Here is a 26,973-nt window from a genome sequence, read left to right as displayed (position 1 = left end):
AAGCAGCTTTTTTTAGCAAGAAAAGTCATGTTTGAATTTGCTGAAAAGCAAAAAATCAGCGCGTTGTTTGATCTGTTTAAACTCAAGGGTTAGTATTTTTGATGTTTTGAGAATTTTTTGATTGTGAATTCTGTGATTACCCTGTGATTTTAAACCTAAGTGAATTAGATTAAATTAATGATGTTTTTGGACAGGAATAACATTAAGTAATTGAAAATTAACGAATTATATGTATGCTTTAATTATCCTACTTCTTATTCTTCTAATGCAATCTGTTTTCATGATTGGTCTTTGGAAAATTTTGAAAAGAAATATTGAGGAAACATCCAGATTTGGACGAATTTTTGTATTGTCATCAATTTTGTTTTTATTAATTAATTTGATTTGGATTGATGTAATTGGTTTAAATCATGATTATTTAGGAGGGTCAATAACCGAAATAATTGGAATATTAATTACATTAATAATTGTTGATAGAGTTTATAATTATTTTCAATTAAGGGAGGAAGCGTTATATCGAAAATTAGCTTATAAAATGTGTAAACAACCAATTAGAGCATATTGTACGTTTTGGTTATATATTTACAATGGTCCCCAAAATGGATATAAAGAAAAAATAGATGAGAATAAATATAATTCATTTAACTCGTTCTTTATGTCAAGAGATTTTTATAATAAGGCCGCTTCATTTAATTTTGCCACCCTTTTAGATGAGAAAACAACAAATGCAGAATACTATGCTAGTAAATTCGAAGAAGTAGCGGGGAAATTTCAAGATGTTATTGCAAAGTATGGTTCTAAGTTGCACATTAAAGATTTAGAATTAATTGAACATTTTGGAGGTAGTTCATTTATGTTTAGTGTTTTTACAATTCAAAAAATGCTTTCTGAAGTAAAAGTATCAAGTTCAATTGATAGCAACTCTGAAAACAAACGCTTTACTTCAATCAACAAAATATCAGATATTGAATATGAAAATTTTAAGAAACACTTCAAAAAATTAATACAACTAATAGATAATTATAATGAAGTAATATCTGATTGTAATCAAGAATGGACAATCTCAAAAATGAATTCGCTTGATACTGTAAAGGGAGCTAATTATAATGAGGCTATCGAATGGTAAAATTGTTATTCGCCCAACAATGCTGCCGCGTCAATGCCGCCACAACGTTGATTCTTCGAGTGAAAAGCCCTAAATTGGTCACGTTAAAACCATGTAGCAACGTTGGTGAAGGCGGACACTGCGCGGCACCGAGACGTTATGCCCAATCAAAAAAAGTAAATCTAGGTAATCCATGATCAAAAAGTTGTTGCAAGCAATCCATCGCGTGGTTGAATACCTTACAAAGGAAACTCATATTCTTTACCTTCTATTGATTGGAGTAACAGTGACAGCATTTCTTTTTTGGTCTAAAAACTTATTAAGCTCACTAAATCCAGGGCCGAATACGAGAGAGGTGCTGATATTAAAAGACAGTGTGTTGATAGATACTGTTCAGATCTATGATTATTCACAGTTTCAATTTGTTGAGAGCGATAGAGGTTTGAACCTAAATAAAGACAATAACTTATTATTGAACCTCAGGCCGAAGTTGTTATTGCTTATTTTCATGCTAGCTTTCGTTTTTTCGATTTCCCTGTCTTTGTCCATTGCCTTAGGAATTAAGCTGTATATGCTCTATAAGAGATACAACATATCCATAGGCACCTTTATGTTATCAATGGTAACAACTGGATTAATGCTTTATGTTTTTATTTATCTTCCATACCAAACAGAGCTTCTAACATCTTTTACCACCTTTATTGACAAGACTAATCTCTTTATTAGGGATTCAAGCGTTGTTTTTGAGTCTATTTATCCCCTGTATGCATTGATTATAATAGGGGGAATAAGCTTATTAAGTTACTATGCAATTCTACGACCTGGTAAAACTAATGACCTTGACCATACAGGCTTAATTTCCCTCTATATGGAAGCTAGAAGAAACACATTAGTACTACTCGGAGTAATGGGAATATTTGTTTCATCTTCGGTAGTTTTTACATCTTGGGTGTTTGGTGAAGCATTTAGGGAGTCAATTATAGGTGAATTACCTGCAATGTTTGATATTTTCCCGTATGATATGATGTTGATTCAAGCAATTGTCTTGACAATATTTATCGTGTTGATGTACATACCAATTCTCTTTTTCCAACATAGTATTCGTGTGAAAATATTTTCATTTTTATCATATGAAATAGGAGACGGAGAAAAATGGCTTCAATCTTATACTGCGTTAAATAGTAAACTTCGATCCGAAGAATCTTTTTTACACGATATGAGTACTAGCATAGCCTTAATATCACCACTTCTCGCTTATTTCTTGACTAAGATTTTTGTGTAGTTTATAGTGATATACTATTGACTCTGCATCAGAGTGATGAAAAAATGATAGTGTATAAAAAAGGTAACTGGGCATAATCGAGTAGGGTAATGAGCAGCGATTTGCTGCTCATTATCCCTCTCACACCACTTAGCGTACGGACCTCGTACTAAGCGGTTCGTGAATCATGGAAAATTTGTTCGTAATACTTGGTAAAGGATTGGTAACCCCGCTTAGCAAGGCGTTCCACCGTTACCGTGGTACGCATGATGGGCGATTGGGCGATAGCCCAGCCTCCCATTCGGGAGCGTGACCAGGAGTAGGCGATTCCTGATTCTACACCAAGCTGCCGGAATGCGCGCATTCGGCGGTTGGGCTTCTTCCAGGCCTTCCAAATGCAATAGCGCAGTCGATTCCTGACCCAGGCATCAAGTTCGCGCAATTTGCCCCAGATTTTGCCCATTTGAAAATATCCCACCCAGCCATACATTAGGGAGTTGAGACGCTCAATGCGTTCTTCCAGACTCGCCGGAGTCGTCTTACGAGTAATGGCTTTGATTTTCATCTTTAGCCGTTGCCAGGATTTCCGGGCTACTCGCAGGTCGTACTTTCCCCGTTCTCCCTTCTTATAAGTGGATACGAAGGCGTACCCAAGTAGTTCGAAGTGAACGGGACGGCAAATCGTCGTTTTCTCCCCGTTGACACGCAATCGGAGCGCCCCCTCAATAAAACGGGTGATCGAGTGGAGCACTCGTCGTGCTGCACGTGGCGATTTCAGAAAAATACTGCAATCGTCGGCATAGCGCACGAATCGGTGCCCGCGTCGACTCAGTTCCCGGTCGAGTTCGTCGAGCAGAATATTGGACAACAAAGGGCTAAGTGGCCCGCCCTGCGGCGTGCCTTTGTCCCTTGTTGAGATCAAACCACCCAATAACAAACCCGCTTTGAGGAAGCTGTGAATCAGTCCCAGTAATACCGGGTCCTTCCACTGATCGCGGCCGTATCTACTACTCAGGGTTTGTTGGCTACGGCCTTTGATCCCGAATTCACTTCGGGATGCTGCCTCGACCACCCTGAACAGCCTCTTATACGATTCCGTTCGTCCGTACCAGTATTTGCAGTCCCGCTTACCTGCCTGCTCGGCCGCGAGGCACGAGCGGGCAGGCAGGCTTTAGACCCAGAGTCGCCTCACGCGCCCTTGCGACTTGCTAGGGAGCTTCACCAACTCGCTACCAGTGGACTTTCACCACTTGGAAATCTTCGCTACCTTTAGCGAACATGAGTGCATTCAGGGCACACACAAAGCTTGTGCGATAAGCCTCGTGCCTCGGCCTGCGCCCAAGCCCGAGTTAGGCACAACTTGAAAAAATATTACTTACCCAAAACTGGCTTAGACCAATGATAGAAAGGCTGAGAGAAGATCTATTGAGAAGTAAAGGTGTTGAGGGACTTAAAACGCTTGATTTTCTTGGTTATATGATAGGTCGCGATTTAAATGAATGTCAAAGCTCTACAAGTGACGAATTGATTAAAGGAACTAGTAAAAAAGTATTTCTTTCAAAGAATGGACTGAGATTGACAATAAAGAGTGAAGAAACCCCAATAATTATCGGAATTTTTCTGACAAGAGTGCTACTAGATAATTTGGGTATATGTACAGTATCTGACCTTGAGCGATTCTTCGCCCCCCCCATTCAAAAGAAAAGCGAATGGGAACTGAGTTTTACTTTTATAATGAGCCGGGAATCTATTGTGAAAGGGATTATCGAAAAAACTTATTTATTGGTGTTGGTGTAGGTGATTTAGGGATTTTCCCTCGGAGTTATACGGCTAAATCGTTACTTCACAATTTTCTTAAATGGCAGTCGGATATTACGAGAATAAAAGAATTAGAGGCTTCCGATTATCCGAAGAGTAAGAATTATGACGCGAAGCAGTTAATACTAGAATCATTAATGAAAGCATTGGAACTTGATTGCACAATAGAAGAATTAAGGTCCGGTGGATTTGTCAATAATCGAGCTGACTATTCTAATGAGAAATTATCAGAAATAATCAAGGAGGATATAGATATTATTTGTGGAAATAACGAACGATTCACTGCTGCTCTCCGTAGATTTACTGATCAAAAAGGAGTAAAACCAGGAGATCTAAGAATGATTTATCGTTTTTTGTTTGGTTTTTATGTAAGCCTGAAGGCGATCTTAAGTTACAATTCGGGTTGGCAAGAGGCAGGATCTGTTGGTTCTCAATACTGTATCCATAAAGTAAGCCAAGTGTTGTCAGGTTTTGATAGAGACCAATTCGTCGCATTAGAAAATCTTCTTTGTGACTTTCTAGACCCATTTAATCGAACATTTACTCATAAAGAATTAGTGGAAAAATTTGACTACCCTGACGTTGATATTGCATTGATAGAAATGAATGAGTGGTAGAAAAATAAATGCTGTGCCTAATCAAGTAGGGTAATGAGCAGCGATTTGCTGCTCATTATCCCTCTCACACCAGAAAGTGCGGGACAGGCTGAACTAAGCGGTTCGTGAACCATGGAAAATCTGTTCGTAATACTTGGCAATGGATTGGTAGCACTGTGTAGCAAGGTGTTTCGCCGCACCGTTGTACGCATGATAGGCACTTATGCGATAGTCCAGCCTCCCTTACGAAAGCGTAACCAGGAATCGGTATCTGGTCTAGCACATTTTGCACACGAATAGATGTTCTCGCCATCGGTGGACTTGCACTACCAAGATAAATCGCTATCTTTAAAGCAATGCACGAGCATTCCAGGCACACACTTTGCCTAGGACATCCATTCTCCGCTACGCACGTCGCCTTGGTTCGAGTAGGGCTTCATTACAACAAATTAAACAATGATGACTATTTTTTACCAAAGAATGAAACAAGTCCCCCGTATCACATCATTTGTTGTTGTTTTTACTTTCCTATTAAATATGACTCACGGTCAGACCAATCAAAATCAACTATTGGAAAGATGGGAGTTTTCCGAAAGCGAATTGAATTCCGCAGAATCGGACTATGCCAGAGGGAAAGGAATCAAGTACTACCATTTCACATTTTTGAGCAATACTAAAAAAGTTAACGGTTATCTGGCCGTTCCGGAAAATCTGACCAATAATCCGACAATATTGTGGAATGATGGAGGCAGCGCGAAATACTATCCATTCAACGCAGAGCAAGTACCACGGAAATTTGGCAAGTTGGTGGAAAGCGGATATGCAGTTATAGCCTGTAATTATAAAGACGAAAGCAACGGCGAAGTGAAAGATGAATTTGGAGGGGAGGACGTGGACCACGTCGTTAACCTAATCAGTATACTCCATAGCTTTCCCGAAATCGATACCTCCTCGGTAGGAATGTTCGGCTGGAGCCGGGGGGGAATGATGTCTTATATGACCTTGATCAGGACCGACAAGGTCAAGGCGGTTGTAGTGGGCGGAGCGCCTTCCGATCTGTTTTTGAACGGTCAGAACCGGCCGGAAATGGAATTGGAAGTATATGCGGATTTAATGCCGGACTATAAGATTAGCCGTACGGCGGCACTTAACAAAAGGTCTGCCATTAAATGGGCTGACCGGTTCCCCAAGGATGTCCCAATACTGATCTTGCATGGAACATCAGATTGGCGGGTAAGAGCCGAAAACTCTCTGTTACTGGCCATGGAACTCAGCAAATACCGGGTCCCTTACCGGCTGATTCTATACGAAGGTGGGGATCATAGCATTTCAGAATACCGTGAAGAACGGCAAATGGAAACCATTGAATGGTTCAATCGCTTCCTGATCAGAAAAGAAAAATTACCAAATATGGAATATCACGGAGGATAGTGCATGGCCTCCTATCGTCAGCCAAGACACCATGATACAGGACGTTAGCTATAATTTGGAAAACATGAAAAAGCTATTTTACTTTTTACTGTGTCTCGTATTTATATGCGGCTGCACTCAAAATAAGCCAACAGATGTGCTGGTATTAAAAAATGCTACCATTTATAATGGAAAAGGTGACGTAATAAAAAACGGAATAATTATTATCCAAGGTAGTACAATATTAGAGATTGGCGATAAAACGGTAACCATTCCAAAAGGAGCTGAAATAATTGATATTACTGGGCAATTTGTAACACCTGGACTGATAGATGCTCATATTCATTTTGCTCAAACTGGATTTTTTGATGCAAGACCAAACGTTGTAGATTTAAGAGACTATTTTGATTTTGACGAACTTCAAGATGATTTAAAAAACAATCCTCAATCCTATTATGATGCCTATTTACGTTCTGGAGTTACGGGCGTTTATGACGTAGGTGGGTTTTTATGGAGCATTACACGACAAGAAGAGGCTGAAAACAATGAAAATGCACCTCATGTAGCGGCATCAGGACCATTACTTTCTGGTGTTGATCAAAACCGACTTGACTACTTTAATACTTCAGACGCAAAACAAATGGTGTATTTGTCATCGCCAGAAATGGGAAGAGAGACCGTGCGACAATATAGTAACCTAGGTTCTACAGGGATTAAAATTTGGGGTGTTATGCTTAAGGACTCCTCTTTTATGAAAAGCCTACGAGCAGTTGCGGATGAAACCCATAACCAAAATAATAAACTCATTGTTCATGCCACAAGCTTAGACCAAGCAAAAGAAGCCTTAAGACTTGGTGCTAAGATTCTGGTGCATAGTGTTGAGGATAAAGAGGTAGATGAAGAATTTATACAGCTAGCCCTAAAGAATGATATTATCTACCTACCAACAATAACGGTGACACGAGGTTATTTAGAAGCATTTAAATCCTTTAAGGAAAAATGGGATTTTGATGATGCTCATAATGCAATGGATGTTCGTGCAAAAACTTTTTTAGAAACAAGCACTGACTATTTAGATAAGCTACCCGTGGATTTTAACCTTGAAGAGCGCATAAAGCGGTTTGAGAATTATGTGAGTCAGGATGAACCAATAATACTGCAAAACTTAAAAAAAGTACATGATGCAGGAATTAAAGTTGCAGTAGCCACTGATGCTGGCAACCCAGGAACTTTTCATGGAGTATCTATTTATTATGAAATGGAAATGATGCAAAAAGCCGGAATAGAACCTAAAGAAATCATTGTAATGGCTACCCAAAATGGTGCCATAGCAATGGATAGAGCTGATGATTTTGGAACCTTGGAAAAAGGAAAGTTCGCTAACCTTATCATTCTAGAAAAAGACCCCGCGATTGATATTACCAACTTTCGCTCCATAACCCACGTCATGAGAACTGGAGTTATGAATTCGATATACAATGAATAAACTACCTACCTACTGTTTTATTTTAATTCTTATGGTTGCCTGTCAACCGAAGGCCAAAGAAAAATTTGATTTACTAATCATCAACGCTTCGGTTATTGACGTAGCGGGTGGTAAGGTTCTACCTGGGAAGTTGATCGGTATCAACAAAGACACTATTCAATTGGTAGCCAATATGGCATCCGCGGATAGGTATGCGTCTGACCAAATTATCGATGCCAAAGAAAAGTTTGTCATGCCCGGCTTGTGGGACAATCATGTCCATTTTAGAGGAGGTGATTCCCTGACCGACGAAAATAAAAACTTGTTGCCGCTATTTATCGCCCACGGAGTGACCACCATCAGGGATATGGGAGGTGATATTTCACAAAGCGTACTGCAATGGAGAAATAAAATAAGGGAAGGCCAACTGGCCGGACCCAACATTTTCACCTCCGGCCCGAAGCTTGATGGTGCTGATCCGTTTTGGGCCGGATCAATTGCAATCGGCAAGTTAGAAGATATACCACCGGCCTTGGAGGTACTGGAAGGCCTGAAAGTAGACTTTGTAAAAATCTATGCTAGCTCACTATCTCCGGAACTGTATTACCGTATTATAGAAGCGTGCGAAAAGCGTGGACTAAAAGTAACAGGACATATACCATTGTCCGCAGATCATTTTGAAGCTGTTGAATTCGGCCTTGATGGTGTTGAACATCTTTTTTCTTTTCTAAGCCTGGCTTCTCCTATCGGGGATAGTTTAAGACAACTAAACCTAGGTTTTGGTATGTTTCCACAGGTTCTTGAAACCTATGATGAAGATCTCGCAAAAGATGCTATTGCTAAACTGTCATCAGAGGATTTCTACGTCACTCCGACTTTATATGTATCACAGGTGATCATGCAGTTGGCGGATATGGATCCCACTGTGGATAGCCTTTTACCACTGATAGGACCTGGCATTCAAAAAACTTATGAAAGAAGGCTAAAGCAAGCGCAAAACCGGAGTCCTGAAGGAAAGCAATTGATGCTCGATATGGACATTCGGGAACGCAGCCTGGTGTTACCGATGTTTCAAGCTGGTATAACTATTCTGGCCGGATCAGATTGTGGTCCATCTAATTCGTATGTTTATCCAGGGGCCGCTTTACATAGCGAATTGGCATTACTAGTCGAGACGGGACTCACTCCTCAGCAGGCTTTATCAACGTCAGTGATAAGCGGCCCAAAATTCTTTGGGCTTGACAAATATTATGGTGGTATTGAAGTCGGGAAGATGGCGCATCTAATTGTGCTCACCAGGAATCCGCTTGAGGATATTGAAAATATTGGAAGTATAAATATGGTCGTAAAAGGAGAGAATATTTACGATAAAAGTAAACTTATGTCATTGAAAGCATCAAGGAAAACTCAATAAAAGCCAGAATTTTTATGGTACACTATTGAAAAAGGCGGTTTGATTCGTGTTTGTTACTGTTTTGGTGTATTATACGTAATATAGTGTGGATAAGACTCCACACTTCATAACATTATCAACATGAGGAGGTTTATAGTTCTATTTTCGTTTATCCTATCTATCACAAGTTTAAACGCGCAGCAAAAGATCAGCTATTTGCTTGACAATAAAGCAGATTTAAATAAAGTAACTATTGAAATCACATTTGATGCGCTATCTGCCACTGATGCCAAATTAGTGATTCCAAGAAGTGCACCGGGAACCTATATTCTGACCAACTACCTGGCATTTGTTGATGATGTAGTTGGTTATACCGCTACAGGTAAGCAGTTGCCAGGAATGATAGGGGACGGAAGCTTCTTTACGTTTGGAGAAAGTAATGAGCTTCTAAATAAAGTGAGTTATACGGTCGACATTCAAAAAATGGAAATTGATTTATTGGATGCCTCCACAAGTTCCAAAGCCCGCGAAGACTATCTTGGACTGTTTGGGTATTCCGTGTTCGGATTTGTTGAAGGTCTTGAAAACGAAGCGATCCATCTAACCATCAAAACCGACCCCTCATGGCCTGTTTTCAGTACCTTAAGGCCTGATATCAACCGAAAAAATGGAACAGATAGTTATGAGGCTGAAAACTATGCCGTACTGGTTGATGCTCAGTATCTCTTAGGTAAGGGCGTTCAGGTGATTCGTGTGGAAGAAGCGCAAATTCCTTTATTTGTAGCGACCTATGCGGAAACAAGCATTGATTTGGAAGGGATCGGGAAGAGAGGCTTATTAGCGCTGCAGCAACTTGCTGATTATTTTGAATACATTCCCATGCCTCATTATACCTTAGTTTATGAGTTTCTGAATCCTATATCAGAAAGACATGACTACGGCTTTAATATGGAACACTTGAATAGTATGACGGCCCACCGAGATATTTCCAAGGAATATGATACCAATAGAGATCTAGGAAGTATCATACATCATATCGGACATTCATGGGTTCCACTAAGGTCCTGGGGGGAAGGATATCATCCTTTTGCCTGGCAAGTAGCACCGCTAATCGAAACAATCTGGCTGAATGAAGGATTTATCTGGTATGTTTCTTACTATGAAATCCTTAAAAACGAGGAAATATTAAACTGGTGGCAATCAAACATGGATAATGCTCCGGATTTTATCAAAAACAAATCCTTAAAGGAATTATCTCTTCTGGGCTCAACCCAATATGCCTCCGATTTCAGGATAGGAAAAAACCTTTTCTCCAGAGGAGCACTCATGGCTCATGATTTAGATAACTACATTCAACAACAAACCAACGGGATCAAATCTTTTAAAGAGGCTATTCTTGGCTTGTTGAGTTGGTCAAAAGACAATAAAAGGGCATTCAAATACAATGAAATTGAGCCGATTATGTCCAAAGCAACGGGTGTGGATTTAAGTCCAGTATGGGATAAATGGCAAAATGCACCGGAATAATTAATCAGGTTAATTAAGGTTAGAAAGCACCTATGGACCTAACTGAGACTGTTCATAATAGCTAATCAAACAAAACACCTATGCTACGCTATTTCTCTACACTCGCTATTCTATGCTGGCTCTTGCTCACCGGTTTGTTTTTTCTGCTTTGTTTCCACGAATGGCAGGGCCAAAACAGCACTGGGAATTTTTACTGTGGAACAGTATCGCCTACGGAAAAATGGGCTAACGATCCAAAATACCAACAACTGGATTTAGCGTTAGGAAAAAGCATTTTCCGCAACAACTGTGCTGCCTGCCATGCTGGCGATATGAAGACCAACCTGACGGGGCCAGCGCTCGGAGGCACGGAGAGGCGTTGGGAAAACCACGGTGGAAAGGAAGCATTATACGCCTGGATAAGAAACTCCCAAAAAATGATTGCTGAAGGCGAAAATCAGCGCGCACAAGAGCTTTGGCAGGAATGGAGGCCAACCGTTATGAATAGCTTTGAAAACCTGACAGACGAAGAGATTGATGCGGTGATCGGATATATTGAAGTGAATTATGGGGGCATTTATAGCTATGACCTCAGCCTACAGGACAGCAAAATGTTCTAAAAAACAGTAATAAACCTTATCCTTGCGTTACTAAGTAATTTGACGGAAATAACTTATTCCATTTTTGATCCGTCACTAATTAGCCAAAAAATCAAGACCACCAACGCATGTATCCTGATCTTTCCTACGTATTCCACGATCTTTTCGGCACTGCCGCCGACAACTGGCTGAGCATTTTTAAGACCTTTGGTCTGCTCGTTGCTTTGGCGGTATTGACGGCAGCATTTTTATTAAAAAAAGAACTCCAGCGGCGTGCGGAAATTGGCCAATTCCAGGGAGTGGCGGCCAAGATTGTCAGCAATGCGCCACTGAGTTTGCAGGATTATGTGCTCAATGCTTTTTTTGGTTTTATCGTTGGCTTCAAGCTGGTGTTTGTTGCCCAAAATCTGGAGACTATGCAGGCCGACCCTGCCAGTATCATTATTTCCGGCAAGGGGAGTTGGCTTGGTGGTATTATTGGTGCGGTGATCCTTACGGCTTACTATTTCTACCTCGATGCGCAGCGCAAAAAGCAAGGTACCAAGGAAGAACTCAAGACGCTTTATCCGCACGACAGGATCATGGACATCTCTACCGTGGCGGTTATTTCTGGCATCATTGGTGCCAAACTGTTTACCGTTGTCGAGCAACCACAGGCTTTTCTGGCCGACCCCATGGGACAACTCTTCTCCGGGGATGGCTGGACGATTTACGGTGGTTTAATTGGTGGTTTTGTAGGCGTGTATATCTTGCTTCGTCGCAAGGCTATCCCGGTTTTGCCCGTGATGGATGCGGTCGCTCCGGCGCTGATTGTCTCCTATGGCGTTGGACGTATGGGGTGCCACCTGGCTGGTGATGGCGACTGGGGGATTCCGGCAGCAGCCCAGCCCGACTGGTGGTTTTTGCCCGACTGGCTATGGGCCCAGGACTATCCTCGCAATGTGCTCAATCGCGGTGTGGAGATGGCAGATTGTGTTGGAAAATATTGCAGTCATTTGCCGGAAGGTGTTTATCCTACTTCCGTTTATGAAACCACGATGGCGTTTAGCATTGGTCTCATTCTGTGGAGCTTACGCAAAAAGACAACACCCTGGCCGGGGCTGCTCTTTGCCATTTACCTGATGTTCAACGGTGCTGAACGATTCCTCATCGAAGGCATCCGTGTCAATGACCGCCACGAAGGTTTAGGAGGTTTTACGCAGGCAGAATTTATTGCACTGATCCTCTTGGGCATTGGCGTTGTATGGGCCGGATGGCTGCTATTGGCTAAAAAGCGGGTTACCCAATAACAAGCTCCCATGTCGGTTACGAATAAAATATTGCTGGTAGACGATGATCGCGTCCTTAGCCCTTTGGTAGTAGAATACCTGGGCACAAAAAACATAGAAGTAACATGGTGCAGCAATGCAACACTTGGCGCAAAAGTCCTTGCGGAGACTTCCTTTGATTGCGGCATTTTAGATGTAAGAATGCCTATTGTCGATGGTTATGAATTTGCCAAAAACCTGCGGTTACTACAACCCAATCTGCCCTTTATTTTCCTTACCAGTATGGCCGCTACCGAAGACCGAATAAAGGGACTACTGCTAGGAGCAGACGACTATATCGCTAAGCCTTTTAGTTTGGAGGAACTGCACCTCCGTATTCAGGTAGTGCTGCGCAGGCACGAAGGAGCCTCATCCATTGCTCACCAAACCAAGAGTGCTGCCACTATTGAGATAGGAAAATATAGCTTTAATGTGCGTTTGCGTGAATTGTATTTTGAAGGAAACACGAAAAAGCTAAGCAACCTGGAAGCTCAGCTCTTGGCCCTTTTTTGTGAACGCTCAGATGGCTTCATACAACGTACGACAGCACTGCACCGCCTCTGGCAAGATGAGGACCAACTCCACGGAAGAAGTTTGAATGTCTACGTAAGTAAATTAAGAAGTCTACTAGCCAGAGACCCCGCTATTTCCATCCTCAATATCCATGGTGTTGGTTATCGGTTGGTGATTAGGCCTGCTGAATTATAACTGCTGGATTTGTGTTTGCACAACTCTCATCAATTGCGTGACCAACTGCCTAATTCTTCGTTCGTCGGGTGTATCCTGCCCACAAAGTGACTCCAGCTGTTGTGCCAAACGAACGGCAGCCTCTAAATCAAGGTATTGCAACTGACTCTTCAATGCGTGAGCGACGACTCCTGCTTCCTGCCATTTTTTCTTTTGGATCAACACATTCAGGTTGCTTAATTCGCCAGGTGCATTGGTTTTGAAAAGCTGAAGGTATTTTTCGATCATGGCAGGGTTGTTGCCAAGTAACCGAACCAGCGATTTAGGGTAGCTTTTCATAGATGGTTGATTGTTGATTGTTGATGGTTATGATGGTTTTGGTTGTCAACCATCAACCATTCGCCCGACTTTAAGAATGACTATTTGTTTAGGAGTAAGAGAATTTTCTGCAAAAGCTCTGCTGCATCAATAGGTTTCGTGACTACATCATTCATCCCGCTCTGTTTGCATTTTGCTACTTCTTCGGGAATAACGTTGGCCGTCAATCCAAGAATTGGGATATTTGGTGCCACTTTTCGGATGCTGCGGCTGGCTTCAAAACCGTCCATGATTGGCATTCTTACATCCATCAAAATCAGATCATAAGTTTTACTTGCCTGCATTTCAACAGCTACTTGCCCATTCTCTGCCAGATCGATGGTAACGCCCTGAAGTTTATTCTTTAATATTTCGATGGTCAACAAACGATTAAATTCATTGTCTTCTACCAACAACAAAGTCATCCCGTGAAAATCGACACTAGCATCGTCAGATGATTGCTTGGGAATACTATCAATGTGAGACCTCCAACCATACGGGAGGGCAAAGCAGAAAGTCGTCCCTTGGCCTACGGTACTCTCCAACTGGATCGCTCCGCCTTGTTGCTCAATCAGTTCTTTGCTGATACTCAGGCCAAGGCCCGTGCCCGTATCTGTGTAATCAATGATTTCTTCTAGTTGGTGAAAAGGTTCAAAGATAGCCCCCTGTTGATCTTTGGGGATACCGATGCCTGTATCCCTAACACAAAACTGAAGTGATAATTTTTCTTCCTCCCGCTTTATATCCAATAAATTTACGGACAACTCAATGGTGCCCTTTTCCGTAAATTTTAAAGCATTGCCCAGTAAATTGGTCAGTATCTGATAAAGACGAATAGGGTCTCCGATCAGGGTTTGAGGGATTTCCCGTTGCCGATGGATAGAAAAGACCAAGCCTTTTTCCTGTGCACGATAAAAGAAGGTGTTGTGCAATTGTTGGAGGACGGTTTCTAGCTCAAAAGGTCGTTGCACAAAACGGTAACGTCCTCGTTCAATTTTTTCCTGATCGAGAATATCATTCACGATAACCAACAAATTGCTGGAAGATTCCTGGATCGCACTGGCAAACTGCTGTTGCCGTTCGTTTAGTTTTGTACCTAAAAGGAGTTGGTTTAAGCCCATGATGGCATTCAGTGGCGTACGGATTTCGTGGCTCATATTGGCCAAAAATTTAGACTTGTAGCGGCTATTGGTCTCCGCAATAACTTTCTCTTCCCGGAGCTTACGTTTTTGCTGCAAATTGCGCATAAAGAGAAAAAGCACCAACGAAACAAGTAAGATGATAAACGCTCGAAAATAAATGGTCTGCCAATAGTTAGGTAAAACGTTTACCGCAATTTCCAACCACTGGTCATCCGCCCAGACGCCATCGTAATTGGTAGCTTTTATTTGCAGCGTGTATGCTCCAGGGGGAAGACGGGTATAGGTAATGCGCCTTTCATTGCCATTGTCAATCCACTCTTTGTCGTACCCTAGCATGCGATAAGCATACAGATTACGCGCTGGCGCAATGTATTCCAACACTTGTACTTCCAAGGTCAGCACACTGCTTTGTGCAGGAAGCTCCAAACTCGAAATATAGGCTGCCTGTGTAGCTGCCGCTAAACGATGATTATCGATCCATACATCCTTCAATACCAATGCCGGACGATTATTATTGGGCTGTATACTATCTGGATGAAAAGCGACAAGACCATTGGTTCCCCCAAATAAAAGGCTCCCATCTTGGGCCGAGAGATAGGATAAACGGTTAAATCCCGTATTCACCCCATCAGGTATAGAATAATACTGAAAGGATGCTTGCTCCGGGTCAAAACAGATGATATTAGAACGTGTACATAACCAGATTTTCCCGTCCTTAGCAGGTAGCAGTGCGTAGATCAATGCTCCTTTTTCCAGTCCTTCCTGCTTGCCGTAATTTTGAAACAAGCCCGTCTTCATGTCATAGCTTGAGAACCCCTGGTTTAAGGCTATCCATAACTTACCCTCAGGGTATTCAATCACTTCTCGCACATGATCCCCTACAGGACCAGCATGTGGGATGTCTGATGGAGGAAAGTAAGTTAAGCGAAAATCACTTTTATCCATTTTAGCCAACATATACCCTGCCAACAACCACATATTTCCGTCGCTGGTCTGGGTAAATCCTCTAATATGCCCTTTCACATCACCGTTAGGAAGAACAGGATGCACCCACATGGTATCACCAGTTATAGCATGGTAACGACACAACCCTTCACTGGTTCCTATCCAAAGCACATTCGGGTTATCAATATCCTCTTCGAGATCGAAACAATTCTGTTGATCAAAATACCCCTTTAAAGGTACCTTTACCAGTCTGTTTTTTTCTGGTTCATAACGATAAATGCCCTTACCGGGGGCTGAATACGCCAACCACAGTTCTCCATTAGATCGTTCTAAAAAACGCTCCATATAATAGGGAAAAGGAATGTCATTCAGTTCTTCCAGAGGAGCTCCCAGATACGCTGAGCGATAAATCGTATACCTGGTAAAAAAGAGAAAACTACCATCCGGTCGTTGGTGCAGTCGCTGGAAATGGTTGTTCAGGTTATTATAAGAAAGCGAGGCATCCGTCTGGTAAAGCGCGAATTTTTTTTGTTGAGGGTTAATCTTGCTCAGACCCAGCGCATGACCAATCCAAATGTTACCATTGTTGTCTTCGTACAAACTTTGGATAAAATCAGAGCCAATGGTTGTTTGTAAATTTTCATCGTGCCGATGCCAGCCAATTCGGTGTTGGCTCCGTAGCCACTGGATGGCTCCTTTAGTGGTACCCAACCAGAGATCGTTATTCCGATCTTCTAAAATAGCTCTGACAGACACCTCCAGCTGATTTCCAGGCCAATCTTCCGGGCGTTTTAATTCATGAGTAACGACATCCAACCACCAAAGTCCATGGGAAGTACCCACCCATAGTTGGCCATTACGTCCCTGGTAGACTTGATAAATGGTCATACCCGAGGGATAGGCAGGGCTTCCAACAGGTACGATAACGCTGTAACCTAAAGGTGCGCTATGTAATTGAATCAAGCCCTGATCTGATGCCGCGTAAAGCACCTCATTGCGTTTGTCTAAACAATAATCGGTGACAATAACCTTCTCGGCAAGCTGTGCGAATTCTTCTTTATCAGGGTTTATTACACTTACGCCAGCCTGGGTAGCACACCACAAAAAGCCATGCTGGTCTTCTATCAACTCCTGAATATGTGCATCTGAAAACAAGTTTGGCCGCTCAGAAGTATTGAGAAATTGCCGACAAGTACCTGTTCTTAAATCTATGTAATTCAACCCTTTGTAGGTAGCCACCCAAAGCCCGTTGGAATCCGTTGGCTCCAAATCTGTAATCCGTTCGTTCGTCAATTCCACACCATTGCTGCTCGTAAAGCCTTTGGCATTTTGCCCATCATACCGAAAGAGGCCTTCGTAGGAAGCTATCCACAAGTATCCTATTTGATCTTGAACGATGTCAAAAGCATGCCCTTCCGGTAGGCCCTCCGGCACTCCTATTTGATCGAATTGGGTCACTCGGGTCTGGGCACCAAGAGAACAGCAACAACTGAAAACCATCAGCGCCACAAGCGGGCCAGCCTTGTGGAGCAACGCATCAACAGCCACTGCTACTATCCATAAATATTTCAAGCCAGACTCATGCATAGACAGAAGATTACCTCCAGCGGTATTGATATTGTATACCACCAAACAACTCAGTATAGGTAGTAAATTTTTCTGATTTATTATGATTTAAACTGCTATAAAGGCTCAGCTGGTGGCGTTTAGCTGGTACGAAACTAAGGTTCAAGCTGCTGCTTAATAGCCAACCATCGGCCTCGCTGTCGAGGTAGTTTTTGAATACCGAATTGTGCAGCGATACACTCCAACGACCATCCTTGGTAGATTTATTGACCCCAAAACTGCCGCCAAAACGATTGGTACGCAAGGGGTAAACATCTATGCGTTGTGCCTGCAAAGAGAAGTTGAAAGACCACTGGCTCAGGAGTATTCCTAAGTTGTAGGAAAGCATCGCCAGCCAGGTTTCCATGTTTGTGAATTCGCGAGTAAAAGGGTTGCGATCATTGAGGGCCTGAAATTGCCCAAGCACAAAAATTTGTTGCGACCGCAGGCTGTCTTGCCATTGCCAGTGCGGACTGACGCTATAGTTGGTCGTCACCATCGCAACCCGCACCGAGTCGATATTATCCAAGCGGCTGTCGAGCTGATCAATACTGTAATTGGTGAAATTAATATCGGCGCCAAAACGCGGGCCGGGGTTGATGTTTAACACAGCGTTGCCTACAACCCGCCGTGTCGTTTCCAAACGGTATCCCAACAAATTATTACGCTCCAGGCCCAGTGAGCCTGACAGGTTTACCTTTCGTTGCGCAAAGGAGATTTTAGGTGCAATCAGCCATCGCTGTAAATCATTGGCAAAGAAATAACTCCCGAGGCTACTAAACTCAGGCATGATCCGCTCAAAGGTGGTACGCAGCAATACGGGCGAAAAATCAAACTCCAGGCCTCCCCTAACGGCATAATTGAGCTGCGTAGAGGTGCGTACCTCCAAGGGTGTAGGAATGCTGGCAGAAAAGTATTCTTCGGCGAGGTTAGACTGGCGATCCCGGTTGAGCATATTGCCCGCCAACTCACCGGTGAAATTCACCTTCTTCCCCAAAGGCAAGCGCCAGGTACAAGCCATGATCGCATTTTCTGCCGCTTTCAGGGTACTGTCAATCATCCCGGAGGGGAGTGAATTGGGGTCGTCTTTTGCCTGAAAATAAACAAGATCAATGAACTCATTGTCCTCTCCAATCCCCAGCTTGAAGGCCATCCCGTTGCGTTGGTACCGAGCAGGCAACTGTCCTCCGGCGACACTAGTGGTCGCCATACGTGCCGAACGCAAACGTCCGTACATGGCACCAATACGCCAAATACCAGGATCCATCTCTAGGCCTACACCCAGAAAAGAGTGTCCCGCCAGCGAGTAATTCGAGAAGTTGAGGTTGCGCCATCCCGCATGGACTTTCAACCAGCGATAGGTCGGGCTCATTCCAAACTGCGCAAACCGTGGATAATTGAGCTGCTGAGCTTGCTGCCCTAAGGTGAAAGAAAAAGGCAAGGACACCTCGTACAATTGCAGGTTGGCACTGCCGCTCATGTTCCAATTAGGAGAGGTTGATCTCCCGTCGATGCCACTGGCCTGATAAAACTGCGTGCCTAGTGCCAAGTTTCCGCTGAGTTGCACCGTAGGTTGCTGACCCAGATTCTCCAGGTTCTGGGTAGCAACCGTTGAAGAGAGCAACAGCAAGGTGATGAAGACCAAAAAGGAAGACTGCCAATAATTCATAAACAGGGATTTAGCTTGGTAGAGGGATGCCGGACGGCTACACCGCCCTTGAGGTAAAGGGTAGAGCGTATCAGAGCATCCTAAAAGAAACAGTTTTACTAAAACTGGAAAAACTCGCTTTCGGTCAGCAAAGATTCACCACCATAATCATAGATAACTTGTAAGCCGTACTGGTACCGATCCCCGTTATTGGTCGTCAAGTCCTGATAGGAAGTCGACTCGGCAGGCAAAGATTTTAGTAAGCGCAGCGGCCCTTCATTGACGGAGCGATACAACTGTAACCGATAACCGGATGGTACTACAGGATTCTGCCAGGAAAGCTCAATGCCATTCCGGGTGTTGGTTATTTGTAACTGAATAGCGGTAATGCCTGCTGGGTTAGCAGCCTGCGTCATTTGAACCTGCATGACTGCCGAAGAAGCAGACCACAGCGTGGCATCATCATGGCAGCGAATGCTGTATTGGTAGGTTTTCCCGGCAAGGGCCGTCCGATCCTGGTAAATCGTTGGTTTACCCTCCAACAAGACGAGTCTTTCCCAGTCGTTTTGTCCTGATTCCCGGCGACGGATCTCCGTGTGGGTCACATCTTTGCTGGGGCTGGGTAGCAGCTCCAGATCGACACTCTTAGCACCGATGCTTACTTGCTTAATCTGGGGAGCTACTGGCGCAATCAGGTCGGGCTTATCCACTTTTAAGACCTGCGAGTAATCACTGGCATTGAAATAGCCATCCATCGCCACTACGCGGTAGTAGATTTCTTCGGTCAGGGTTTTCAATGACAAATGGTGGGTGTAGCTGGGGTTGGTCAAGGGGCTGCTATTCAGCTGGGTGAACAGGTGATCATCCGCATTGGCGAAGAAAACATTGTAGCCCATGAGGTCTTTTTCCTGGTTGGGTGCCCACTCCAAAACGAGTAGTCCGGTGGTATCTATGCTTGCTTTTAGCGCCTGCGGTGGCGCGGGAGGTAGACTATCCACCCAGAAATTGTTGATCGGAAGTGATTGCGCGAAATTCCCTGCGGTGTCAATAGCCGTAACGGTGTAGTAGCGTTTTTCGCCCGGAAGTGCTGGTTTGGTATCCAACCATGCCTTCTGGTTCGGCGCAAGCATTTGTTCATTGATCCAAGAGTAAGGTCCTTCCGCTGTAGGCCCCGAGGCAACAAAGTAGCCCGCCAAATCCGTCGGTTCTTCCAGCATCCGCCAGCTGATCAGCGATCCTTCTGGAAGTTGCTGCACTTGCTGGGGTAGAGGAGTAGGTGGTGGTGTACGATCCCGGCCCATCCCTGCTACCCAACTGATATCTTCGGCCATTCTGCCAAAGGCATCAAAAGGGCGAACCCGGTAATTGGCAGAAACATAGTTTTCGGTGACCGGTACCCGGAAAGTAGCCCATCCGCCTACCAAGGAATCAGAAACACTGTTATTGATGACGATGAACGGGACTGGATTGAGGCGCTCAAAATTGCGACCACCATTCAGGGAGCGCTCTATCCAGTAGCCCGAAGCGGGGAAAGGATTCTCGGCGGGATTCCAGCGGAGTTCTATTTCGAGCTCCTTTTCTACCACCTCCAAAGCTTCTATGCGCGGAAGCGGAAATTCGGAGGAAGGCTCCAAAAAGTACCTCCCTGCGGTAGCAGGAGCATTCTCCGCAACGGCGGGGGCCACTTCGTAAACATAGCTTCTGCCAGCAATGGCCGTCTTGTCTTCCCACCCTAATCCTAATGCGCGAGCCAGTTCCGGGTCAGCATCAGCGGCAAGCATGGCAAAGCCGAAGAGATTTTCTTCCTGCGTGTGGCGAGCCACGATTCCTCCGGCGAGGCCAGCCTCTGGCGTCCTCTCTATTTCGCCGTAAAGGCCCTGAGCAGCAATGGCCGCCAATTGATGATCCCGCCCAAATTGCGCTTTGAGTTCCTCCAGGCTTTTAGCACGCAGCGGTACAGTGGTCAATTGCTCACCGGCCGAAAAATCAGCACCACGCTCCCCCATCGGATACCTATAAACATGGTATCCCTGCTGGCTCAACGCTTTCCAACTCGCATAATTAGCAGGCACCCAGCGCAAGTAATTGACACCTGCCTCCTGATAACCAATGACACTAATGCCAGGCGTGGCAACCGATTGCCCCAACAAAACACCTGCAAATACTGACAGGAACAGGACTAATATTAGATTTTTCATAATTCGTTTTTTAATTCCGATCAGTAAGTGATGTAGGTTTCTTTGCTCTGCTGGCCACTCTTGTGCTGCACGCCCGATGGCAAATTGCGATTGATCTGGTAATACAGTTTCTCCTGCCCCTCCTTGGGGATGAACTGTTGGTCGAAACCATGGTCTACAAAAAACTTCCAGGGGGTGTATTGCACGGGGTCGCCCCAGTTGGGCAAAAGGCCGCCTTGGCTGATCATCTGTTTCAGTTGCTCTTTGGCATAATAGCTGTGGTGCGCGTGGTCGTAGAGGATGTTCATTTTATGAACTACCGGTATGGCCAGTTGTAGCGTATTCATATTCAGAAGATTTCCACCGCCGCCGCCATTATTGACTTGGAGGTTCTGGATATTCACACCGCCGCCACCGCCTTGATTATAGGCGTTTACGACTTCGCTGTTCGTCAGTTTATTGTCCTGACCATTGCCGGTGTAGCGGATGCCGATGGCGTACAAGTCCATGCCATTAGAGATGGGCTTGCCGTGCAGCCAGGTACTGTTTAGCGGGTACTCGCCAGCGCCGGGTACGTTACGGGTGTAAGGTGATGCATTAATCGCACCTCCCAGATTGGTGGCCATCAGGTTTTGCAGCGGTTCTTTATAGTAATGGTGAATCGGCCAGCGCACTCCATTACCCGTACCACCTGTCAGCTGTAATCGGGTAAGGTTGATACTAAGCAATGGCGCAACGGAACCGTAAGCATTGGCACTTGGGTTAAGGTCATAAAAATCCCAAGCTTCATCTCCGGTGTAGCTCGCCGTAATTCTCCGCTTCAAGCTCCCATTACCCGCAGCAACCTGGGTAGCCTGGTTGGTGTAGTCGTTCCATTTGGTAAGGATGTGCGCGTATTTGCTGGTGCGGAAATACAGCGCGTACAATTCGTGTTCGTTTTCGCCAATGGCTGAACTGTTGATCCGCGTATACTGCACGTTGACGGTATTGCCCTGGCCAAGATCAGTGCTCTGGGTTTCGGTCGTCAAAGCGGGCTCATTATTGGCCAACCAGGCACCGGGTTTCTTTTCCAGTAAGGCTAGCAGTTGTACCATGTAGATGGTCTCGTGCTCAAGGTTTGGCACCTCAAAAGTGACTCGCTTTTGGGATGGATCAAGCTGTAAAGGAACCTCTCCTACCAATGTTGCTCCATTCTTTATCTGGTGGAAACGCACCACGAAGCGGTACTGATAATTTTCGGCATCACTGGGCTGGGTGCCGAACAGATAGCCAGGCCAGCTCTTAAAGCGGATCACACCGTTGGCGGCATCTCCCTTGTAGAAATACCGTTGGTAGCGCCGGGGATAGGTGTCGAGGATATTGCTGTTGGTCAATACCTGAGGGCGTGGGCCCGTGGTGAACTCCTGGGTCTTGATTTCGTAAGCCGTTGCCGGATCGTCTTCCGCGACCGTGATGGTTTTCCAAGGGGTTTCCGCTACGCTAAACTTGCGGTGCTCGCCCCATACTTTTGCAGTCAGGCGGTATTTGCTGTAACCAAGCAATGCCTCATCAGGCCGAAACTGCGCCAATTGGGATTGCTTCAGTAAGAAATTTCCGGCTACGGTTTCCGGTTGAGCCAGGTTTACCCACTGGCCATTTTGCCATTTAGCAATCCGCTCCAGCTTTACATCGTCCAGAGAAAAACGGAACTCATGGGTGGTGCTATTGGGATCTTCAGGATTTTCCTGCAACAATATATTTTTACCAATCGGTAAATTAAAGGCGACCTGAGGGGTGACAAAGACATCCTCTCCAGTGCCTGTCGGGCTCATGTCCGCAATGATTTCCAATCCCTGGAAAGCACCTCCAGAGGAAGGCGTGCAAATTTGCCCGGCCTCAAACTTGAAAGTGAAGCTGCCTTCCAGCTTACCGTTGAGTACCTGATAGGCTCCCGTTGCCGCACCCTTTACCCAGGTAGGGTTCGGTAATCCAACTTCAACTGCCGCGTAGAGGTAGGCCGAGAACACTTCTATTTTTGTCTCCAAAAACCAGGTATCAATATCAATGCCGCAGGTAAAATCAAAGCCTGCATAGCCTTTGCCCGTGGCGTAGTAATCATTGAAACCCACCTCATTCATACCTTCACAACTGATCGCGTTTTTAAGTAAGGCCACATCGTAACCCACCGTCAAATCCATATCAGCATAGAAAATCAGGAACTTCAAATCATTCGCAGCAAAATTGATTTGTTGGCCAAAAGCCAGCCCTTCGTACACTTTGTCTCCACCAAGATTACGTACCAGGGAGAAGTTCTCTAGTCCTTCTTTGTTTTGGAAACCAGGTGGCAAATCAGGTGGTGGAGGAATCTGGTTCCCCATCATCACGTAAGTGCCTACTTCGTAAGTGGAGAAAATTTTCATACTCATGCGGTCACTAGGCGTACCTGCCAGGATTTTCCAAACACCAGGGGCGAATTTCGTATAAATACTCCCGTTTCCTACCAGCACAGGGTTCTCTTCCGATCCGTACATGAAATCAACCCCAAAAGTGCCTTCAAAGGTTTTGTCTCCGGGAGTATACATCATGTCTACGGTGGCTAAAACTTTGGGGTCATCGCGTTCCATGATATCGGTCATGAAATACCCCTCGCCCTTCAGGCGGATGAAGTCGAAGCCGCCATTATCATTAATTTGCATACTGAACTCGATGTCCGCATTGAAAGGTGTGGGGTCTGGTGAGATACCGATAACCACCGAGGCCTTCAGACCAAACAGCGTGCTTTCGTCGGGCAGGTAAGTGACGCCGGAAGAGGTTGCGCCCACTTCATTTAGCCCGGCAGCCGTGGTTGTCCCTGGCTTTCCTTTCATGGTATCATAAGAAGGAAATCCGGTAGCTTTCATGTGGTAATAAGCACCACCCCCAAAGCCATAGACCGCAAAACCTGGTGCCACCACAATTCCCGGTTGAATAATGGCTTTAGCATCCACAAACCAGTAGCGGTAACCATCTACTTTACCAAACTGTACCGTGAAGGTTTCAATACTGATACTGGGCTGAACGGTGGCCGAAAAATCACCACGAAAGCCTCGCCCGAAAGTAGGGTCATTGCCATTGTAGAAGTTGACCTCTCCATGCATATCCATGTAGCCGAGATCGGCATCTACGACGATTTTGTCCAGTTGACTACCATCGTATTTCCAGCTCTGGAGATTGCCTTCTTCTACCAGCGAGCCCGCTACGCTCAGTTGCGTGAGCCCTTCAATGGATTTGGTCGCATTGTGGAGTTTGACACTAAAGCCCAATTGCAAGGTAGCCTTACTGTCGTCGATGACCAGCGCAACTCCTTCTCCTTCGTTTTCGGGATTTATACTTACCTCAAAACCATTCAGTGACTTTTGGGGGCTGGCCAAACTGAACAGCTCACAGCTGAGGTAAGGTGCTTTGTTTCGGACAACGAGATGCTCAAAGGCCATGTCTGGAAAATCGAGGGTCATGCCCTCCTGGTCAGGCAAACCTCCCGCCAGGGTAAGCGAACCACTAAGGTCCGCAGCAGTGATAATTTCTTCGTTTTCGACCGTTACAGACAAGGTGGAGCCAGGCAATAAGGTCAGGTTAGCCGCCCACATATCGACGGAAATATCATCGAGGGTGTTGATCATAAAGTCCATGCCTACCTCCTGGTCGGTCTGACTTAGTGAACAGTTATAGCCAATTCCTGCATCGCTAATGGGCAGGCGTATTTCCCCAGCAAAGCCTCCTTCCTGAAGGCTGTTATTGACGAGCGTCACTTGGAATTGATCAATCGAAAATTGCCAGCCGCCGAGGCTGCCTTGATCGAGTACGAGCAAAGGTGCAGCCGATACCTCGCCACTGAAGCCCATTTTATCAATGATCAGATGCTCGGCAGCGATCGTTATCCGGTCATTGTTCTTTTTACGTAAGTAGGTCGGAAGCTGAAGCTGTAATTGCGGAAAGTAAAACCCTTTCCAAATTGCACCTTGGTTACCCTGATAGCCCGCGGGGTATTGGATACCGTCGATTGCACGAATGTCAGAGTAATCCACCATCACTTGGCCTTCCGCAACCTCTAAACCTTCCAGGCCTTTCACCTGGAAAGCAGGCATATTGAGTTCACCAATAAAATCGGCCCAGATACTCGCCAGGAAGAAGAAGTCGGCCGCTAGGGGTTCATTGCCTTCCACAGGGGTAAGCATATTGCCTTTAAAAACAAATGCTCCGGCTACCTGAAGAGATTCATATCCTTGGCAGTCCCACTTCACGCGGGTGGTTTGTTCGCCTTGCCCTGGTTTTACAACCAAATCAATATTGGGTCCAAATGGAAGTACCACTTCTGTACCGAGTAAGGACAACTCTTGCAAACCTTCTGCGGAAAGCCCCGTTGGGTGAAAACAAATCCCTTTGCTCCCAAAAGCTAAAATCTCGTTGATCGCTTCGGGTATTTCTATGGGTAGAAATGCGTTGAGCAAAGCCCCCTCAGGGCCAAAACTCATACCTGTAATATTCAGCAACTGAGTCAGATCTTGCACATTGGTTTTGAGCGCAAAAGGAAGGTTGGTTGCGCCGTCGGGGTTCAACAATTCGGTGTAACGCTGACCTTGCTCTACGTAATTCTTGACTTGCTCTACCTGCGTTTCGGTGATGCCCGCGAGCTGACCGCTGGTAGTACGCATCGCTTCCGTAATCGTTACCCCCGGATCGGTGATGGCAAAGGCCTGACCATTGATCACCTGCCCCTGTGCATTGACCTGGAGGTTGTTGAACTCGACATTGACCCAGGTATTGAACATCGGGATTTCGATTTTTCCCTTGCCGGTAATCTCGTTTCCTCCCCAGGCTACTTCCGTCAGTTCCATATTAAAGTAACCAAGACTAAGCGTAGAACCTACGCCAAAACCGCCACTGACGGCCGGGCCAATGGGGAGTACCGGGCTACAATCCACCGGGGAGCAGGGTGCCTGGTAATTTTGATTGGGATCTGGTTGTTGATTAACGATTTCCGGGTCGTCATCAGCGGGTACGTTATTATCAAGGCCACCATCCTCTGTCTTATAATGGAAAACAGTAACGGGACTATGGCCTTCATTGCGATACTGAATCGTCTGGGAAGGATCGTAAGCAGTGACCCTCACGGCGTAGCTTCGCCCATCAATAAGTGGCGGCATCCCCGCATCGTAGACCAGGTTAGGGGAGAGCAGATTGTCTCTTTGAAAATAAACACCGATGCCCGCATAGGCAAAGACATCATTAGGGTTCGTAATATTTGTCATCGTCAGGTCTACCAGTTCCAGGCGGTAACGTGTATACTGTGGTAGGCCGCTCGGCGTCCAGTTGAAGATCAAAAACTGAGGTTGCAGCGGACTGACGGTTGCTTCGTTTTGGGGTTGAAGGAGGATCGGAGGATCATAATGGGTAATAAACAGGTTGGTACATCCCTGGAATTCATTAGATAAGGGTGCGCCGTTTACCTCATAAGTCATTGCGCGTAAGCAAATAGTATAAACGCCTTCGGGAAGAGCACCACTTTGGATGAGCTGCTCCCGATCAAAACCCCGGTACTGGACATCATTTTCATTGATACCCTGATTGAAATTACGGAGTTGTGCCCCGTTTAGACTTAAAGTCTGAAAAGGCATCAGCGTAATAGGGCTGGCTGGTAAGTAGCTGTTTTTGACCTCTAAGCTGATTTGTCCACCAGCTTCTTCGATGCTTGTAAGTAGCTTAACTTGTACAGTAGTCGCCGAGGTATTGGTAAGCGTAACCAGCGTCTGGCTCCGAAACTCCAACAAGTCCTCAAGGTAAACAGGATACGGAGGACTAATGGTAAGGCTCACATTGACCGACTGGCCAAAACTACGAATCGCTAAAAAGAGAAAAAGCCCAAAAAACAGGGAAGAAATGCGTAAGGGCATGGTGCTTTGTATTTATGTTCAGGTTGAAAAACACCACAAATTT

At 45.1% G+C, this 26,973-nt stretch carries 17 protein-coding genes; 11 read left to right on the top strand and 6 right to left on the bottom strand.

Annotated features, from left to right (window positions below; genetic code table 11):
* Positions 1-229: 229 nt before the first annotated feature.
* Both AB0L18_RS10805 and AB0L18_RS10800 read left to right on the top strand, forming a co-directional pair.
* Positions 230-1,126: a hypothetical protein gene (locus AB0L18_RS10805; protein ID WP_367392603.1), complete on the top strand. Its 897-nt coding sequence runs from the start codon at positions 230-232 to the stop codon at positions 1,124-1,126.
* A 172-nt stretch (positions 1,127-1,298) separates the two neighbouring features.
* The gene (locus tag AB0L18_RS10800; RefSeq protein ID WP_367392602.1) at positions 1,299-2,387 is read left to right on the top strand and encodes a hypothetical protein; all 1,089 of its coding nucleotides are present in this window, start codon (positions 1,299-1,301) and stop codon (positions 2,385-2,387) included.
* Between the two features lie 148 nt (positions 2,388-2,535).
* Here the strand turns inward: AB0L18_RS10800 and AB0L18_RS10795 are convergent, their stop codons facing one another.
* Positions 2,536-3,438 (bottom strand): reverse transcriptase domain-containing protein, encoded by a 903-nt coding sequence (locus tag AB0L18_RS10795; protein ID WP_367392601.1) that lies wholly within the window; start codon positions 3,436-3,438, stop codon positions 2,536-2,538.
* 326 nt (positions 3,439-3,764) lie between these two features.
* Between AB0L18_RS10795 and AB0L18_RS10790 the strand changes: the two genes are divergently transcribed.
* From AB0L18_RS10790 to AB0L18_RS10750, 9 genes are all read left to right on the top strand, one after another.
* Complete coding sequence (locus tag AB0L18_RS10790; protein ID WP_367392600.1) at positions 3,765-4,163, top strand: hypothetical protein; 399 nt, start codon at positions 3,765-3,767, stop codon at positions 4,161-4,163.
* Entirely contained in the window at positions 4,076-4,801 is a 726-nt protein-coding gene (locus tag AB0L18_RS10785; protein ID WP_367392599.1) for a hypothetical protein, read from the top strand. Before AB0L18_RS10790 ends, AB0L18_RS10785 begins: the two co-directional genes overlap by 88 nt.
* Before the next feature lie 435 nt (positions 4,802-5,236).
* Positions 5,237-6,211 (top strand): alpha/beta hydrolase family protein, encoded by a 975-nt coding sequence (locus AB0L18_RS10780; RefSeq protein ID WP_367392598.1) that lies wholly within the window; start codon positions 5,237-5,239, stop codon positions 6,209-6,211.
* Between the two features lie 64 nt (positions 6,212-6,275).
* Positions 6,276-7,676 carry an amidohydrolase family protein gene (locus AB0L18_RS10775; protein ID WP_367392597.1) on the top strand — a complete coding sequence of 467 codons (1,401 nt, stop codon included), beginning with the start codon at positions 6,276-6,278 and terminating at the stop codon, positions 7,674-7,676.
* The gene (locus AB0L18_RS10770; RefSeq protein WP_367392596.1) at positions 7,669-9,069 is read left to right on the top strand and encodes an amidohydrolase family protein; all 1,401 of its coding nucleotides are present in this window, start codon (positions 7,669-7,671) and stop codon (positions 9,067-9,069) included. Before AB0L18_RS10775 ends, AB0L18_RS10770 begins: the two co-directional genes overlap by 8 nt.
* A 120-nt stretch (positions 9,070-9,189) precedes the next feature.
* Positions 9,190-10,575 carry a hypothetical protein gene (locus AB0L18_RS10765; protein WP_367392595.1) on the top strand — a complete coding sequence of 462 codons (1,386 nt, stop codon included), beginning with the start codon at positions 9,190-9,192 and terminating at the stop codon, positions 10,573-10,575.
* An 80-nt stretch (positions 10,576-10,655) separates the two neighbouring features.
* Positions 10,656-11,174 carry a cytochrome c gene (locus AB0L18_RS10760; protein WP_367392594.1) on the top strand — a complete coding sequence of 173 codons (519 nt, stop codon included), beginning with the start codon at positions 10,656-10,658 and terminating at the stop codon, positions 11,172-11,174.
* A 107-nt stretch (positions 11,175-11,281) separates the two neighbouring features.
* Complete coding sequence (locus AB0L18_RS10755) at positions 11,282-12,442, top strand: prolipoprotein diacylglyceryl transferase (protein ID WP_367392593.1); 1,161 nt, start codon at positions 11,282-11,284, stop codon at positions 12,440-12,442.
* A gap of 9 nt (positions 12,443-12,451) precedes the next feature.
* Complete coding sequence (locus tag AB0L18_RS10750) at positions 12,452-13,168, top strand: response regulator transcription factor (RefSeq protein ID WP_367392592.1); 717 nt, start codon at positions 12,452-12,454, stop codon at positions 13,166-13,168.
* On the opposite strand, the gene AB0L18_RS10745 is transcribed toward AB0L18_RS10750, so the two are convergent.
* From AB0L18_RS10745 to AB0L18_RS10725, 5 genes are all read right to left on the bottom strand, one after another.
* Complete coding sequence (locus tag AB0L18_RS10745; protein ID WP_367392591.1) at positions 13,163-13,486, bottom strand: Hpt domain-containing protein; 324 nt, start codon at positions 13,484-13,486, stop codon at positions 13,163-13,165. The genes AB0L18_RS10750 and AB0L18_RS10745 overlap by 6 nt on opposite strands.
* 80 nt (positions 13,487-13,566) lie before the next feature.
* Positions 13,567-17,178, bottom strand: coding sequence for a two-component regulator propeller domain-containing protein (locus AB0L18_RS10740; protein WP_367392590.1), 3,612 nt, complete (start codon positions 17,176-17,178; stop codon positions 13,567-13,569).
* A 10-nt stretch (positions 17,179-17,188) separates the two neighbouring features.
* Positions 17,189-18,865 carry a hypothetical protein gene (locus AB0L18_RS10735; protein WP_367392589.1) on the bottom strand — a complete coding sequence of 559 codons (1,677 nt, stop codon included), beginning with the start codon at positions 18,863-18,865 and terminating at the stop codon, positions 17,189-17,191.
* A 98-nt stretch (positions 18,866-18,963) separates the two neighbouring features.
* Positions 18,964-21,042, bottom strand: coding sequence for a fibronectin type III domain-containing protein (locus tag AB0L18_RS10730; RefSeq protein ID WP_367392588.1), 2,079 nt, complete (start codon positions 21,040-21,042; stop codon positions 18,964-18,966).
* A gap of 20 nt (positions 21,043-21,062) precedes the next feature.
* Entirely contained in the window at positions 21,063-26,930 is a 5,868-nt protein-coding gene (locus AB0L18_RS10725) for a hypothetical protein (RefSeq protein WP_367392587.1), read from the bottom strand.
* Positions 26,931-26,973 lie beyond the last annotated feature (43 nt).

The sequence above is a fragment of the Lewinella sp. LCG006 genome, from assembly GCF_040784935.1.
GTDB lineage: Bacteria > Bacteroidota > Bacteroidia > Chitinophagales > Saprospiraceae > Lewinella.
The sequence above is the reverse complement of the archived record's forward strand: the minus strand, read 5'-3'. Positions and strand labels throughout refer to the sequence as shown.